Below are 15,252 nucleotides of genomic sequence, written 5' to 3'. Positions count from 1 at the left end.
GGGGAGGATGACGTCCCGTACCGTGCTCGTCACTCTGCTCGTCGCGGCCATCTCGGTGTGCGCCACCGCGATCGCGGGGGTGCCGCTCATACATCAGGCCGCGACCGCTCACGCACGGCAGTCGCTGCGCGAACAGGCCAACGTGGCAGCGACCATGCTCGCCGCGCGCACGGGCCGCCCGGCCCAGGTGCAGCAGATGGCACGGCTGATGCGCAGCAACGGCATCCGTCTCTCGCTCGTACGCGCACACAGGCCCGACCGCGGCTGGGTCCCGCCGTCCGTGATGCGACGGCTCGGCGCAAGGAAGCCTGTGCACAGCCGCGTCACCGTGAACGGCGAAGAGGTGCTCATCGAGGCCCGGCCGGTCGGCAGAGCCAACGGTGTCGTGCTCGCACAGCGGGTTTCCGCGGCCCGCGGGGAGACGGTCGGGCTGCGGCTGGCGCTCGCTCTGGCAGTCGGCGCTTCCGCCGGCACCCTCGCAGGTGTTCTCCTCGCCAGACGGCTGTCCCGGCCGCTGCGGCAGGCGGCACGGACGGCGGACCGGATACGGCAGGGCGACCGCAGCTGCCTCATGCCGTTGACCCCGCCTGCCGAGGTACGCGAACTCTCCGCGGCGCTCAACGAGTTGTCCGCCGCGCTGGAGGTCAGCGAGCAGCGCCAGAAGGACTTCCTGATGTCCGTCTCCCACGAGCTGCGTACCCCTTTGACGACCATAAGCGGCTACGCCGAAGCCCTCGCCGACGGCGTGCTGTCCACGGAGGCGGACACCGCTCAGGACGCCGGGCGCACGGTGCTGACCGAGGCGAAGCGCCTGGAGCGGCTGGTCACCGATCTTCTGGCGCTCGCCCGCCTCCAGGCGGACGACTTCGCCGTCGAGCAGGAGGAGGTCGATCTCACCGCGCTGGCCGCCGCAGCGGTGACCGCCTGGCGCCCCTCCCTGGAAGGGAACGGCACCGAGTTGCGCGCCGAACTGCCGCCGCATCCCGTGCTGGTGCGCACCGATCCGGTGCGGCTGCGGCAGGTGCTGGACATCCTGGTCGAGAACGCGGGCCGGGTCGCACCGCAGGCGCCGCTGGTGGTCGCGCTCGCCGTGGCTCCGGGCGGGCAGGTGGCGCTCGCGGTGCGCGACGGCGGGCCCGGTCTGGCGGACGAGGATCTGCGGGTCGCCTTCGAGCGCGGCAGGCTGCACCGCCGCTACCGGGACAGCCGGCCGGCCGGCACCGGGCTCGGCCTCGCCCTGGCGGCCCAGCTCGTCGACCGCCTCGGCGGCACCATCACCGCGGCCCACGCCCCGGAGGGCGGCGCCGCATTCACCATCGGGCTGGCCCGAGCTTCTACGGGCACCCCCTCCCCGGAAAACCCCTAACCCGCTTCGGCGTTCTCCGCGCGCGAGAGCGCGACCTGGAGCACCACCAGAAGAGCATCCCGCACCGACCCTGTCTCCCGCGCGTCGAAGACGACCAGCGGAACGTGGTCCGAGATGTCCAGCGCCCACCGCACCTGGTCGAGGTCGTGCTGGATCTCCCCGTCGAACGCGTTGACGGCGACGGCGAACGGGATGTCCTTGTGCTCGAAGTAGTCCACCGCCGCGTAGCAGTCGTCCAGGCGGCGGGTGTCCACGATGACCAGGCCGCCCAGTGCGCCCTCGGTCACGTCGTCCCACATGAAGCCGAACCGGTCCTGGCCGGGGGTACCGAACAGATAGAGCTTCAGGGTCGGGGAGATGGTGATGCAGCCGAAGTCCATGGCGACCGTGGTGGTGGTCTTGCCCGGGGTGTGCGTCAGATCGTCCACGCCCGCCGCGACCTCCGTGATCGCGGCCTCGGTGGTCAGCGGCCGGATCTCGGATATCGAGCCGACGGCCGTGGTCTTGCCCACCCCGAAGCCGCCGGCGATGACCAGCTTGACCGGCAGCGGCGGCTGTTCGACTTCCACGGCGTCAGCTGCTGTCGCGGAGTGAGCCCCGTGAGTCGGGGACGGCACGGAGACCATCGATAACCCTTCGCAGTACGGAGATGTCCTGGACTGTCCTGGCGTTCGGCACATGCACCGCCAGATGTCCCGCGGCGCGCAGGTCGTCGGCCAGCACGCGGACCACGTTGAGGTGCAGCCGCAGCCGTGCGGCCAGTTCCGCCACCGACTGCGGCCGCCGGCAGGCGGCGACGATGTCGTGCTGTTCGAAGGTGAGCGAGGGCAGCGCCGTCAGCCCGGCCGAGGTCGCCACGATCTGCGTCTCGACCGGGAGCGCTGCCGCTGCGCCGCTCCCGGAGACCCGGCCGGCGGTCAGCAGGAACGGCCGGATCGCCGGAGCGCGGCCGACCGGCTCCGGCGAGCCCTGCTCGCTGCCCGCCGCCTCGTGCGGTACTGGTTCACCGGCGGCCATCACGATCCCTTCTGAGTGCCTGCACCCTTTGCTCCGCGTCTGTCCGCGTCGGGCGCTCCTCAGCCTGTCGGGGCCGCGCCGGCGCTCTTCTTGAGCTCCAGCACCAGCTGCGGGGTGAGCGCGGCGCCCGCCCGGTTGGCGAACAGGGTCATCTCGTAGGCGATGTTGCCCAGCTTCGCCTCCTTCGATGTGACCACGCCGAGCACGGCACCGCAGCCGATGGCCGACACCAGGACATGGCCGCCCTCCAGGTCGATGATGACCTTGTTCAGGCCGCCGAGGCCGTAGTTGCCGGAGGCGCCGGCCGCCAGGCTGGTGATGCCCGAGACGATGGCGGCGAGGCGTTCGGAGGCTTCCTGTTCGCGCGGCTGGGAGACGGCGATCAGCAGGCCGTCCGAGGACACCGCGATGGCGTCGACCACCCCTGCGGTCTCGGTGGCGAACCGGTCGAGCAGCCAGGTGAAGTCGGCCACGGCGGCTCGCAGGTCGGTGGTCTCTGCCCGCTCGGAACTGCTGTTACCTGTCGGCGTGCTCACTGCCCGGCTCCTTCGGAAGTTGCTGGTGTTGCGACGAGGCCGACTCCGCCGGGGCTGCGGCACTGTCCTGCTCCGCCCTGCGTACGGCCGCCTCGAACTCGTCGAGTTCCGAACGGACCGCGTCGGCGTCGACGGGTTGGCGTACGTCCGGGATCCCCCGGTCGGCCGGTGGGGTGGTCATGGGGAGTGTCGCTCCTCGTACCCGCCGGCGCAGCGGCCTGGGGGCCTGCGCGGCGGTCGGCTGGTCGGCGGTGGTGGTCCGTTCCCCGTCCGGGGCAGCTCGGGTGTGCTCCGCGGCGCGGGTCTGCTCCACGCTCTTCTGGGCCGGGATACGGCGGGGGAGGCCGCCGTCCTGCGGCGGGGCCGCCGGGCGCCGCTCGGGCTGGTGGGTGGGGCCCGAAGCGGGCACGGGCTTGACGGCCACCGGCCCGGATACGGGCGCCGGCGCGGAACCCGCGCGGGGCGCGGCCGGCTCCTGCGCGGAGCTCGTCGCAGGCTCCGGCACCAGTCCGGCCACGCCGTCGGCCTGGGCCGGGGCCTGGGTGAGCTCGGCGGGCTTCGCGGCCAGCAGCAGCGCGGAGGGGACCCAGACGGTGCCGGTGACGCCGCCGCCCGGTGTCCGGCTCAAGGTGACCCGGATGCCCCAGCGCCGGGCCAGGCTGCCGACCACGAAGAGCCCGAGCACCTTGGTCGGTACCAGGTCGAGGCGCTCCCGGCGGACCAGCCGGGCGTTCTCCTCGGCCAGGCGCTCCGCGCTCATGCCGAGGCCGTGGTCGATGACCTCGATCAGCGCGCCGCCGTCCGAGGTGACATCGGCGCCGGGCCGGACGACGACCTCGACGGGCGTGTGGGACGGGGAGAACGTGACCGCGTTCTCCAGCAGTTCGGCGAGCATCAGCGTCAGATCGCCGGTGACATCCGGCGCGACGGTGACGTCCGCCTCGGCCCGCAGGGAAACCCGCTGGTACGCCTGGATCTGGCCGAGCCCGGCCCGCAGGACGTTGGCCAGGCTGGTGGGCCGGGCCTCCACCTCGGTCTCCCTGATTCCGGCGAGCAGCATCAGGCTGTCGGCGTTGCGCTGGAGGCGTACGGCGAGGTGGTCGATGCGGTAGAGCCGCTCCAGGACCTCGGGGTCGGTCTCCTCGCGCTCGACGGCGTCGATCAGCATGAGCTGACTCGATGTGAGGTTGCTGACTCGGCGCCCCACGTTGCCGAACATCTCCGCGACGTTGCGGCGGCTGAGCACCTGCCGCTCCAGCAGCGCGGCGGCGGTGACCTGCACCTGGTTGAACGCCTCGGCCAGCGTACCGACCTCGTCGCGGACCGGGACGGGGATGGGCCGCGGCTGCAGCGGGGTGCTGTCCTCCGACTCGTCGTCGTCGACCCGGGCCAGCTCCTCCCCCGCCACCTCGACCACCTGCTGGGCCGCGCCGGTCAGCGCCGCCAGCGGGCGGACGACCGAGCGCCGGACCAGCACGGAGAAGGTCAGCCAGCAGGCGAACCCGAGCAGCGCGAGACCGAGCAGGGCCAAGGCCCTGTCCAGGGCCTCCTCGGACAGGTCGTCGGCCCGGGCTGCGATCTGCTCGATCAGCGACCCGGTGATGGCGAGGCGGGCCTCCGCCTGCCGGGTTCCGGCGGCCATCGACTTGCGCAGCGCCTTCGGCGACTGGCCCTGGAGGGAGCTCGGGTCGATCTTCAGCTCTTCGAACTGGGCGTCGATGCCGTTCTCCTCGGCATTGCGATCGATGCCGCTCATGGCCAGGACCTGCTTGGGCTCGGCGATCCTGCCGAAACGCTCCGTCTGGTACTCGAAGACCTGGTGCGCGCCGACGGCGCGGGTGTACTCGGTGAGGGCGTTGGCGTCCTGGGTCTGCGCCGAGAACACCCCGCTCTCGAACGCCGCGTGGGCTGCGTCGGCGCGCAGCACCGTATCGAGCAGGACGGTGACCGAGGACGTCTCGTTGTCGGAGAACCGGTCGAGTCCGACGCCGTCGATCAGGTAGGTGACCGCGGCGGCGTACGCGGGAGAGATCCCGGCCGCGGGGACCGAGCCCCGTTCGACCTTGTCGCGCAGTACGGCAAGGCTCCGGACGTACTCCAGCGCCTGCCGCTCCTCCTTCGGCAAGCCCGAACCGAAGGCCGAACGCACGGCGGAGACCTGCTTGTCGGTGGCCAGCTGCGCCCGGCGGTAACCGGTGGTCGACGGCAGCGCAGCGCCTGGCCGGGTGCCCTCGTGCCGGACGGACAGCAGCAGCGCCTGCCGCTGTTCGGCCTGCACGGAGTTGATCAGCCGGGTGACCTGCTTGCTGTCACGGACCAACTCCGCGACGCGGCCCGCGTCCTGGGCCTGGCCCACCTGGCTGCTGACGCTGACGCCCAGGAGCACCGCGACGGCCACCACGGGCACGATCACCAGAACGTTGAGTTTCCGCCGGAACGGCCACCGGTCGAGGAAGGCTCCAGCCCACTGCCGGAACGGCGGTTTCCGCGAGGCACGCCGAGCCGGACCGCGTTCGCGCGGTGGGTCCACTGTGTCCACTGACGCCCCTGGCCTCCTTCCATGTACTTCAGCGGTGACCGAGGTGTCGTTGTTACCGAACCACCGACGACCGGGCAGCGTGACGCTCTCACAGCGCACGCCGAACTCACACCGAATGTGAGCGAAAAGATCGCGCCACGTATCCGGGGGCGCTGAACACTACCGTTTAGGCGCCTACATGCAAGACATCCCCCGATTCAGGCCACGAAGTCTGCGCGTTTTGTGGGCATTTCATGCACCACTTCCGTCGCAGAGAACGCCCCGGGTCCTCCCGGGCCGCCGCCACCCGTACTCTGTGTCTCCCTCTTGGCCCCAGGCCCCAAGCCGTCCGTATCCTTTCTTGCCTTGTGAGGAGAACCGTGTATCCCACCCGCAAGGCGGTCGCGACAGCCGCCGCACTCCTGACCGTGGTGACCGCCGCCGGCTGCGATTCGGACACCAGCGCATCCGACAGCAGGAGCCGCCACGCCAAGCCAGGGTGCCCCGCCGCCCTCACCAGAGCCAAGCAGGCCGTCAAAAAAGCCGAGGACGTCGACGCCCCCTGGTCAGGACCCACCACAGGGCCCAAGGCCGCCAAGGGCAAGTCCATCGTCTACATCGCCCACACCCTGTCCAACCCCGGTGTCGCAGGCGTGGCCCAGGGCGTGCAGGAGGCCGCCAAGGTCATCGGCTGGCGCGCGCGGACGATCAACGGCAAGGGCACACCTGAGGGCCTGCGGAGCGCCTTCAAGAAGGCTCTCGCCCAGAAGCCGGACGGCATCGTCCTCGGCAGCTTCGACTTCGAGGTCGCCTCCAAGGAGGTCGAACAGGCGAACAAGGCCGGCATCCCGCTGATCGGCTGGCACGTCACCCCCACCCCGGGCCCGGCCGAGAAACCGAAGCTGTTCACCAACGTCACCTCCAGCCTCGGCGACGTCGCGAAGATCAGCGCCGACTGGATCATCGCCCGGTCCAACGGCCGTGCGGGAGTGGTCGTGTTCACCGACCCCACCATCCCCTTCGCCAAGCACAAGTCGGACCTGATCAAGAAGCGGCTCGCCACCTGCCCGGACGTCAAGCTGCTGAAGACCGAGAACCTCCCCATTCCCAAGGCCAACAGCCGCTCGGTGAAGGAGGTCACCGCCATGCTCAAGCGCTTCGGGGACAAGTGGGACTACTCCGTCGCCATCAACGACCTGTACTTCCGCCACGCAGCCCCCGCCCTCCGCGCCGCCGGCAAGAAGGGCACCAGCGCCCCGTACAACATCGGTGCGGGTGACGGCGACCCGTCGGCCTTCCAGCGCGTCAACGGCAAGCAGTACCAGACCGCCACCGTGCCCGAACCGCTCTCCGAGCAGGGCTGGCAGATCGTCGACGAGTTCAACCGCGCCTTCTCCGACCAGCCGGCCAGCGGATACGTCGCTCCCGTCCACATCTCCACAGCCGACAACACCGGCGGAGCGCTGTCCTGGAACTCCGAGGGCTACCGCCAGGCCTACCGCAAGATCTGGGAGTCCTGACCTCGCGCCGGGGGCTTCGGAGCCGGAACCGGAGCCGCCGTCAGCGGGTGGGGCGTGACCCTGCGGGGCGGTACGGCGATGCGCCAGCCGGGGTTGTACGTGCCGGGGACGGGGTGGAGACGCCAGCCCGCCTCCGCCGCCCAGACGGGGAGCCGCGCCTTGCGGAGGACAAGGGCATGGGGGTGCCCCGCCGTGGCGGGGCGGCAGCCGGCGGTGTGGGCGACGGGGATGAGGGTTCTGTTGCCGTCGAGTGCACAGGGCGGTTGCACACCGTGGGCGCGAAGGGTGCGGTGGACGCGCTGCCAGTCCTGGCGGGCCGCGGCCTGGATGCCCGAGTGCAGGTCCAACTGGTGTAGCTGGAGCCCCAGATGGGCCAGGGCCACGGCGCCGCCCAACGGGACGAGCATCCGCACCCGGCCAGCGCCGCGTGCCCGGCGCACGGCCCCGCCGACCCCCAGCGCCACCACGGGCGCCAGCAGCGCGTAGCTGGGCAGCAGGAAGCGCGGGGCCGCGTAGTCCATGAAGAAGAGATACGGGACGGCCACGGCGACAGCCGCGAGGGCCGGCACCACCGCGAGCCCCGTACGCCCTTCCCTGCGCGCCGCGTGGACGCCCAGGGCGACCAGCGGCGGGATCAGCAGCCACCACCACGCGGACGTCCATCCCACCGTCGCGCCCTCACAGGGGCGGCACAGCAGCGGTCCGTCGAGCGCGGCGGCGTGGTGGCGCAGGGTGTCGAGGGAGAGGCGCAGGCCCATCCCGCCCTGGATCTCCCCGGCAGCGCGCACCCGCTCCAGCACCCCGCCGAACCGGAGCCGGGCCTCCACGGCCCAGGGGACGGCGCCGAGCAGCACTCCGCCGGTCACGGCCACGGCGGACCGGACGGCGCGGGCTCTGGGCAGCCGTCCCCCGATACCGGCCCACAGCACCGCCGCCAGCAGCACGGCGGCAGGCCACACTGTGTCGTTGGGCCGCATCAGCGTGGCACCCCCCAGTGCTGCCGCAGCCGCGCAGTACGTACCCGGACGGGGCGCTGACCCGCCGGGCCCGCGCAGGAGGCAGCCGACGGCGCCGGTCAGCCCCATCGCCACATAGTGGTTGGGCATCGCTGCCCCCGCGTAGAACAGCGCGAACCACACGGTGCCGTACAGCGCGGCCGCCAGCGGAACCACTCCGCGGCGCCGCACCGTCCGCAGCCACGGCAGATACCCCAGCCACAGGGCGAGGGACGCCGCCGCGGTCAGATAGCAGCGCAGCAGCACCACGGAGTCGCCGGCCGCGGCGACGGGCGCGATCAGCAGCGGGACGCCGCGCGTCCGAGGCGCGCTGAACGGTGTTTCGGGCCCGAACGGGGCGAAGCGGCTGGCGTAGACGAGTTCGTCCCAGCCGAGCGGGAGCGTGGGCTGGACGGTGATCAGTGAGAGGGCGGCGAATGCGGCGCAGACGGCGGCCAGCCATCGCCGGTCCAGTTGCCCGGCATCCCGTGCAGAAGATGACATAAAGGGCATCTTCTCGCTGTGCGGGCGCCTCTCCCGGTTCCTCCGGCCGCCGCCGTCAGGTCGTGTCGAGGGCTTGGGCCCGAGGTCGGTCCTCAGCCGCCGGGTGCGGCGTTGCCCCAGTCCCACAGGGTCTGGAGGACGGGGCCCAGGGCCCGGCCGTGCCCGGTCAGCCGGTAGCGGACCGTGGTGGGCCAGCCCGGCAGGCGGTCGCGGTGCACGACGCCGGCGTCGGCGAGCTGGCGCAGCCGCTCCGTGAGGATCTTGTCGGAGAGGCCCGGCAGCGCGGCGGCCAGCTCGCTGAACGTATGCGGGCCGCACAGCAGTTCGCGTACCACCAGCGTCGTCCAGCGGCCGCGCAGCGCGTGCAGGGTGATCTCGACGGGGCAGGACGGCATGGGCGCGGCGGTCCTGGCACGCGGATCGTCCGGCAGCCCGGGCCGTGGATCGCTGGGGCCGCAACTGACCGTTCGGTGAGCCACGTCGGCGGGTCCTAACGTCGGAAGTGTCCGTACGCGCCGAGCCTACGGCGCCGTTCGAGCAGTGGAGGAGCACCGTTGTGAGCAGTGGAAACAGCGAGACCGCACGCTTTCGAGTCGCCCGCGCGGCGGCCGAGGTGCCTGCCGTCTTCGCCGAACGGTTCAACAGCGGGCAGCCGCGGGCGGTTGCCGAGATGTACGAGCCGGGCGCCGTCTTCGTCTCGCCGGACGGCAGCGTCGCCGACTCACCCGAGGGCATCGTCCGCGCCAACGCCGGCTTCCTCGCGCTGGGGCTGCCGATCACCGTCCGGCCGCGGCACGTCCACGCGACGCAGGACACCGCGCTGCTCATCGTCGACTGGGAGATCGAGGGCCCGGGCCCGGACGGGCAGCCGGTGCACCTCACGGGAACGGCCACCGATGTCGCCCGCCGCGGGGTCGACGGCGTATGGCGGTACGCCATCGACCGCCCGGCGGGGCTCCGCCCTGTGTAGCGTGACCGGGGATCGAGCGCGGGCCGCGAAACGGAGGAGCACCGTGTCGGAAGCACAGGCGGACAGCGAGTCGTTCACCGTTCCGGTGACGGTGCGGGGATACGAGACGGACACCCAGGGGCATCTGAACCAGGCGGTGTACCTCCAGTACGGAGAGCACGCACGCTGGTCGCTGCTGAAGGCGGCCGGTATCGAGCAGGCCGAGCTGGTGGCCTCAGGGGTCGGCCCTGTGGTCCTGGAGCAGACCCTGCGCTACAAGCACGAGTTGCGGGCCGGGGACGAGGTGACGGTCAGCTGTGTCTTCGAGTGGAGCGACCGCAAGGTCTTCGGGGTACACCAGGTCATCCGTAAGACCGACGGCACACTGGCCGCCGAGATGACCGGCGTGGGCGGGATCATGGACCTGAGGGCCCGGCGCCTGGTGGCCGACCCCGGCGCAGCGCTGCGCGAACTGGCCACCGATCCCAAGGTGCTGGGACTGGAGTAGCCCACGAGGCTTGTGCGGACCGTGCTGCGACATGCCTGTGGGCCCCGCGATTGCGGGGCCCACAGGCAGGTTGTGCTGTCGGCTACGGGATCAGGCCGCGGAGCCGGCCTTCCAGTCCGACCAGCTCATGTTCCAGCCGTTGAGGCCGTTGTTGGGCTGGATCGTCTTGTCGGGCGAGCCCTTGACCACCACGACGTCACCGATCATCGAGTTCTCGTAGAACCAGCCGCCGTCCGTGCTGGTGCTGGCCGCGCCGCGGTTGTCCTTCAGACCGACACAGCCGTGGCTGGTGTTGCCGGAGCCGAAGGGGGCGCCCCAGTAGTTGCCGTGGATGAAGGTGCCGGAGGTGGACAGCCGCATGGCGTGCGGGACGTCCTTGATGTCGTAGCCCTCGGCGCCCTTGCGGCCGAAGCCGACGGTGTTGCCGTCCATCCGGGTCTCCTTGTGCTTCTCGGAGATCACCATCTGGCCGTTGTACGTCGGGTTGGAGGCGCTGCCCGCGGAGATCGGGAGGGTCTTGAGGACCTTGCCGTCCCGCTCGACCTTCATCTTGTGGGTGTTGACGTCGACCGTGCTGACCTGCTTGCGGCCGATGTTGAAGGTGACCTTCTTGTCCTGGACGCCGACGTTGCCGTTGCCCGCGTTCACCCCGTCGAGCTTGAGGTCGAGGGTGACCTTGGAGTTGGGCTTCCAGTATTCCTGCGGCCGGAAGTCCAGCCGGTCGTTGCCGAACCAGTGGCCGACGACCTCCTGACCGCTGGTCGAGCTGACCTTGATCGCGGACTGGACGGCCTTCTTGTTCTGGATCTGCTTGTCGAAGGTGATGGAGACCGGCATACCGACGCCGACGGTGGCGCCGTCCTCACCGGCGTAGGTACCGATGACGCTGTGCTCGGGCGCGACAGTGGTGAAGGTGCGGTTCTCCACGGCCTTGCGGCCGTCGCTGTCCTTGGCCGTCGCGCTGATTTCGTACTTGGTGGCGCGCTCGAGCTGCTGCTTGGGCTTCCAGCTCTTGCCGTCGGAGGAGAGGGTGCCCTCGATGGCGGTGCCGCTCTGCGACGCCTTGAGGCTCACCTTGGTGAGCTTGCCGCCCTTGACGGAGACATTGGCGCCGTTGTTGATGCTGGCGTTGTCCGTGCCGTCCTTCGCGGGGATCTTTATTCGGGCGGCCGAGGTGTCCTTCTCAGCGTTGGATATGTCGTTCTTCGCGGCGGACTTCTCCTTGCCGCCGTCGTCACCACCGCTGCAGGCGCTCAGCGTGAGCACCCCACCGAGCAGCGCGGCCGTGACCGCGAGACCCTTGCGGTGCTTCCCCACCGTCATCACTGGTTTCTCCATCTGCCTTCGGAACCCCATGTCTCCCCGATATAAGCTGCGCAGCCCCCATAGCGCCCGAAATCGGACATGTGCGCTCCAGCTCCATGCATGGGAACGCACGAGGGACTATGACCGGTTCCACTTTCTGTAAAACTGTGGTCCAGGACACCTATCCGCCTGGTTTGCGAACCCTCCTGGTTCCCAGGAAAAGCGGAAGCATGCCTTCCCCCTCGCCTCCACCACTCAGTAACATCGGCGCGCGTACGGTCAGTTCACACTGATCCCCCGAGCCGTACGTCGCACCCACACACCCAGGAGGACGTTTCGTGTCCGAGGCCGGACCCTCGAAGCTGTCAGTCCACCGCCGTCCTCTGGCCACCGCTGCGGCGGCCGGCGGAGTACTGCTCGCCCTCTGGTTCGTGCCCACGGCCAACGCTACCCCCGAAAAACCTGACCATCCCACCCAGCACGGCAACACTGTGACGCGGTTGGAACATGGGCGGGGGGCGGAGTGAGGGCCTCGCACTTTTCCGGGTGCCGTTCTGGGTAAGGGCTGCCCTTGCTGTGCATTGCAGGCTGCGGGTGTGTTTGTGGTTGCGCGCGCAGTTCCCCGCGCCCCCTACGGGGCGCCTCCTGCCCCCCGCTGCGCTTGAGCAGTCTGCTCCCCCAGCCTCCGGCCGGGTGGTGCCCCCAGGCGCAGGGTGGGCAAGCGCAGCCCCCCATGCCGGGCAAGCCTTACGTGAGGGGGCCCGTCACGGACTCCGCAGCGGCCACCAGCGCGCCGGAGCGGACGAAAGCCTCCGTGGCGGCCAGGTCAGGGGCGAGGTAGCGGTCCTCACCGGGGCCCTCGGCTCCGGCTTCCCGCAGGGCGGCCACCACGGCACGGGCCGCGGCGCCCGGCTCCAGCCCGGCCGTCCCGGAGCGCAGCTCGACCGCCCGCGTGGCCGCGTACACCTCGACGGCGATCACCCGGGCCAGCCCGTCCACCGCCTTACGCAGCTTCCGCGCGGCCGACCAGCCCATGGACACATGGTCCTCCTGCATCGCGGAGGAGGGGATGGAGTCCACCGAGGCGGGTGCTGCCAGCCGCTTCAGCTCGCTGACCAGGGCAGCCTGCGTGTACTGGGCGATCATCAGCCCCGAGTCCACCCCCGCGTCGTGGGCGAGGAACGGCGGCAGGCCGTGCGAGCGGTTCTTGTCGAGCAGCCGGTCCGTACGCCGCTCCGCGATGGAGGCGAGATCCGCGACCGCGACGGCGAGGAAGTCGAGGACGTAGGCGACCGGGGCGCCGTGGAAGTTGCCGTTGGACTCGACCCGCCCGTCGGGCAGCACGACGGGGTTGTCCACGGCCGACGCCAGCTCCCGCTCGGCGACCGTACGGGCGTGCGCCAGGGTGTCCCGGCCCGCGCCGGCGACCTGCGGGGCGCACCGCACCGAGTAGGCGTCCTGCACACGTGGCGCGTCGTCCTGGTGGTGTCCGGTCAGCCCTGACCCGGCCAGCACCTTGAGCATGTTGGCGGCGCTGGCGGCCTGGCCCGGGTGCGGCCGGATGGCGTGCAGCTCGGGCGCGAGCACCCGGTCGGTGCCCAGCAGCGCCTCCAGTGACAGCGCAGCGGAGATGTCGGCCGAGGTGAAAAGGCGCGCGAGGTCGGCGCAGGCCATGAGCAGCATGCCGAGCATCCCGTCGGTGCCGTTCAGGAGCGCCAGCCCCTCCTTCTCGCGCAGCTCGACGGGGGTGATGCCGTGCTCGGCGAGCAGTTCGCCGGCCGGCCGCAGCACGCCGTCCGGGCCCTCCGCCTCGCCCTCGCCCATCAGGGTGAGGGCGCAGTGCGAGAGCGGGGCGAGGTCGCCGGAGCAGCCCAGGGACCCGTACTCGTGGACGACAGGCGTGATCTGCGCGTTCAGCAGGTCGGCCATGGCCTGGGCGACCTCGGGGCGCACTCCGGTGCGGCCGGAGGCGAGGGTCTTCAGCCGCAGGAACATCAGCGCGCGTACGACCTCGCGCTCCACCCGCGGGCCCATACCGGCGGCGTGCGAGCGGACGATGTTGCGCTGGAGCTGGGCACGCAGGTCGGGGCCGATGTGGCGGACGGCGAGGGCGCCGAATCCGGTGGAGACGCCGTAGACGGGTTCGGGCTTGGCGGCCAGGTCGTCGATGAAGCGGCGCGCGGTGCGCAGCGCGTCCAGGGCCTCCTGGTGCAGCTCGACGCGGGCACCGTCCCGGGCGACGGCGACGACCTCCTCGGGGCCGGTGCCCGAGCTTCCGACCACCACAGTGTGCATATTCATATTCACGAACCCTAATGAGTGAATTGCCATCTGTCACGGGCGGGCCGCTCCGCTCGCCTAGGAAAAATAGTTTTCTTCCTAGGGCTCCTAGGTTTACGGTCTTCAGCGATACGGCCGTGAGCGAGAGGGCGGGTGGTGGCGCATGGTGCGCGCGGGTCTGACGACGGAACGGGTCGTCCTCGCAGCAGCCGAACTGGCGGACAAGGTGGGCCTGGACAACGTCACGCTGTCCGCACTGGCCCGGAAGTTCGGCGTCAAGGACGCCAGCCTCTACTCGCATGTACGCGGCCTCGCCGACCTGCGTACCCGGCTGTGCGTGCTGGCAGCGCAGGAGATGACCGACCGGATCGGTGCCGCCGTCGCCGGGCGGGCAGGCAAGGACGCGCTGATCGCGTTCGCCGACGCGTTCCGCGGCTACGCCCTCGACCACCCAGGCCGCTACGCCGCGGGCCAGCTGCAGATCGACCCCGCGGTGGCCGCCGAGTCGGTCGGCCACCGCCGCAGCATCGATCTGACCTACGGGATGCTCCGCGCCTACGGCCTGCGGGAGCCCGACCTGACCGACGCGGGGCGGCTGCTGCGCAGCACCTTCCACGGCTACGCCGACCTGGAGACCCGCACCGGCTTCAGCCACCCCCGTCGGCTCGACGACTCCTGGCGCCGCTCCCTGGAGGCGCTGCACTTCCTGCTGGAGAACTGGCCGAGGGCGGCTCGGCGGACAGATGACGGAGATGAGGGAGATTCATGAGCACCAGCCCCGTCCGAGAGGGCACCCTGCCCGTGCCCGGCGCCACGCTGCGCTACGAGATACGCGGCAACGGGCCGTTGCTGCTGCTGATACCCGGGGGAGCCGGGGGGTCGGCCGCCTTCGAAGGGGTCGCGGCGGCGCTGGCCGACCGGTTCACCGTCGCGAGCTACGACCCGCGTGGGATCGGCGCCAGTCCGCTGGATGTGCCCGGTGCGGAGCAGCAGGTGGCGGTGCACGCGGCTGACGCGCACTGCCTGCTCGAACTGCTCTCGCCCGCCCAGCCAGGCTTTGTCTGCGGGACCAGCTCCGGTGGCATCGTCGCGGCGGAGCTGCTGGCCCGGCATCCCGAGCGGGTGCGGCTCGTCGTCGCCCACGAGCCGCCGCTGGGGCGGCTGGCGGCCGACCCGGAGACGGTGCTGGCCGGCTTCGCGGAGGTCGGTGACATTGCCGTGCGCGAGGGTGTTGGGCCCGGGTACGCGCGGCTCGGTGCGGTGGTGGGGGAGGCGGAGCCCCTTGAGGGCGACGAGGGCGATGAGGGAGAGCCGGAGGCGATGTCGGCGCGGTTGCGGGCGGTGGCGGAGGCGAGCAGTGCGCAGTTCCTCCAGCATGTGCTGAAGCCTTTCACTCACCATGCGCCGGACCTCGCCCTGCTGAAGGCCGCCGCGGACCGGTTGGTCGTGGGGGTCGGCCGGAGCTCGCGGGGTCAGCTCCCGCACACCCTGGGCGCGGCGCTCGCGGAGAGTGTCGGGGCGGAGTGCCGGATCTTTCCGGGTGGGCATGTGGGGTGCGTCGAGTATCCGGGGGCGTTTGCGAGGGAGCTGGCCGCGACGTTGCGCTGATGAGGGGGTGCCCCTTGATGTGCGGTGCAGACTGCGAGTTCGTTGTGGCTGGTCGCGCAGTTCCCCGCGCCCCTTATTTGTTACCCCGCAAGCTTGGGCAGTCTGCGCTCAGCTCCGCCGGAATCTGCGGCGTTCCGGGGTGGGAG

The 15,252-nt window shown here is 71.1% G+C and carries 14 protein-coding genes; 6 read left to right on the top strand and 8 right to left on the bottom strand.

The features are described 5' to 3' along the window. The first annotated feature begins 7 nt into the window (after positions 1 to 7). On the top strand, positions 8 to 1,366 hold the full coding sequence (locus ITI46_RS16730) for a HAMP domain-containing sensor histidine kinase (protein ID WP_209240360.1): 1,359 nt from the start codon (positions 8 to 10) through the stop codon (positions 1,364 to 1,366). Here ITI46_RS16730 and ITI46_RS16725 read toward each other — a convergent pair. Genes ITI46_RS16725 through ITI46_RS16710 form a run of 4 tightly spaced genes read right to left on the bottom strand, consistent with a single transcriptional unit; the run spans position 1,363 to position 5,458 of the window. Then, on the bottom strand, positions 1,363 to 1,992 hold the full coding sequence (locus tag ITI46_RS16725) for a GTP-binding protein (protein ID WP_209240359.1): 630 nt from the start codon (positions 1,990 to 1,992) through the stop codon (positions 1,363 to 1,365). The two genes, ITI46_RS16730 and ITI46_RS16725, sit on opposite strands and share 4 nt — an antisense overlap. Next, positions 1,940 to 2,383 (bottom strand): DUF742 domain-containing protein, encoded by a 444-nt coding sequence (locus ITI46_RS16720; protein ID WP_209240358.1) that lies wholly within the window; start codon positions 2,381 to 2,383, stop codon positions 1,940 to 1,942. The genes ITI46_RS16725 and ITI46_RS16720 overlap by 53 nt, the downstream gene beginning before the upstream one ends. 59 nt (positions 2,384 to 2,442) lie before the next feature. Then, positions 2,443 to 2,919, bottom strand: a complete 477-nt coding sequence (locus ITI46_RS16715) for a roadblock/LC7 domain-containing protein (RefSeq protein WP_209240357.1) — start codon at positions 2,917 to 2,919, stop codon at positions 2,443 to 2,445. Then, positions 2,900 to 5,458 carry an ATP-binding protein gene (locus ITI46_RS16710; RefSeq protein WP_209240356.1) on the bottom strand — a complete coding sequence of 853 codons (2,559 nt, stop codon included), beginning with the start codon at positions 5,456 to 5,458 and terminating at the stop codon, positions 2,900 to 2,902. The genes ITI46_RS16715 and ITI46_RS16710 overlap by 20 nt, the downstream gene beginning before the upstream one ends. 359 nt (positions 5,459 to 5,817) lie before the next feature. On the opposite strand from ITI46_RS16710, the gene ITI46_RS16705 reads away from it, so the two are divergent. Next, complete coding sequence (locus tag ITI46_RS16705) at positions 5,818 to 6,957, top strand: substrate-binding domain-containing protein (protein WP_209240355.1); 1,140 nt, start codon at positions 5,818 to 5,820, stop codon at positions 6,955 to 6,957. Here the strand turns inward: ITI46_RS16705 and ITI46_RS16700 are convergent. Next, a complete protein-coding gene (locus ITI46_RS16700; protein WP_209240354.1) occupies positions 6,933 to 8,456 on the bottom strand; it encodes a hypothetical protein in 1,524 nt (507 codons plus the stop codon). The genes ITI46_RS16705 and ITI46_RS16700 overlap by 25 nt on opposite strands. A 92-nt stretch (positions 8,457 to 8,548) precedes the next feature. Beyond that, the gene (locus ITI46_RS16695) at positions 8,549 to 8,935 is read right to left on the bottom strand and encodes a winged helix-turn-helix transcriptional regulator (RefSeq protein ID WP_307808201.1); all 387 of its coding nucleotides are present in this window, start codon (positions 8,933 to 8,935) and stop codon (positions 8,549 to 8,551) included. A 77-nt stretch (positions 8,936 to 9,012) separates the two neighbouring features. Between ITI46_RS16695 and ITI46_RS16690 the strand changes: the two genes are divergently transcribed. Next, complete coding sequence (locus ITI46_RS16690; RefSeq protein WP_307808200.1) at positions 9,013 to 9,426, top strand: YybH family protein; 414 nt, start codon at positions 9,013 to 9,015, stop codon at positions 9,424 to 9,426. Between the two features lie 43 nt (positions 9,427 to 9,469). Further along, positions 9,470 to 9,913, top strand: coding sequence for an acyl-CoA thioesterase (locus ITI46_RS16685; RefSeq protein WP_307808199.1), 444 nt, complete (start codon positions 9,470 to 9,472; stop codon positions 9,911 to 9,913). 90 nt (positions 9,914 to 10,003) lie between these two features. On the opposite strand, the gene ITI46_RS16680 is transcribed toward ITI46_RS16685, so the two are convergent. Together ITI46_RS16680 and hutH are read right to left on the bottom strand one after the other, a co-directional pair. Beyond that, positions 10,004 to 11,236 (bottom strand): L,D-transpeptidase, encoded by a 1,233-nt coding sequence (locus ITI46_RS16680; RefSeq protein WP_247746099.1) that lies wholly within the window; start codon positions 11,234 to 11,236, stop codon positions 10,004 to 10,006. Between the two features lie 729 nt (positions 11,237 to 11,965). Then, positions 11,966 to 13,519 carry a histidine ammonia-lyase gene (gene hutH, locus ITI46_RS16675; RefSeq protein WP_209240351.1) on the bottom strand — a complete coding sequence of 518 codons (1,554 nt, stop codon included), beginning with the start codon at positions 13,517 to 13,519 and terminating at the stop codon, positions 11,966 to 11,968. Between the two features lie 142 nt (positions 13,520 to 13,661). On the opposite strand from hutH, the gene ITI46_RS16670 reads away from it, so the two are divergent. Both ITI46_RS16670 and ITI46_RS16665 read left to right on the top strand, forming a co-directional pair. Beyond that, complete coding sequence (locus ITI46_RS16670; RefSeq protein WP_209240350.1) at positions 13,662 to 14,267, top strand: TetR/AcrR family transcriptional regulator; 606 nt, start codon at positions 13,662 to 13,664, stop codon at positions 14,265 to 14,267. Next, a complete protein-coding gene (locus ITI46_RS16665) occupies positions 14,264 to 15,106 on the top strand; it encodes an alpha/beta fold hydrolase (RefSeq protein ID WP_209240349.1) in 843 nt (280 codons plus the stop codon). The genes ITI46_RS16670 and ITI46_RS16665 overlap by 4 nt, the downstream gene beginning before the upstream one ends. Positions 15,107 to 15,252 lie beyond the last annotated feature (146 nt).

It is taken from the genome of Streptomyces oryzae (assembly GCF_017676365.1).
Lineage (GTDB): Bacteria > Actinomycetota > Actinomycetes > Streptomycetales > Streptomycetaceae > Streptomyces > Streptomyces oryzae.
This window is presented reverse-complemented; position numbering and strand designations above follow the sequence as displayed.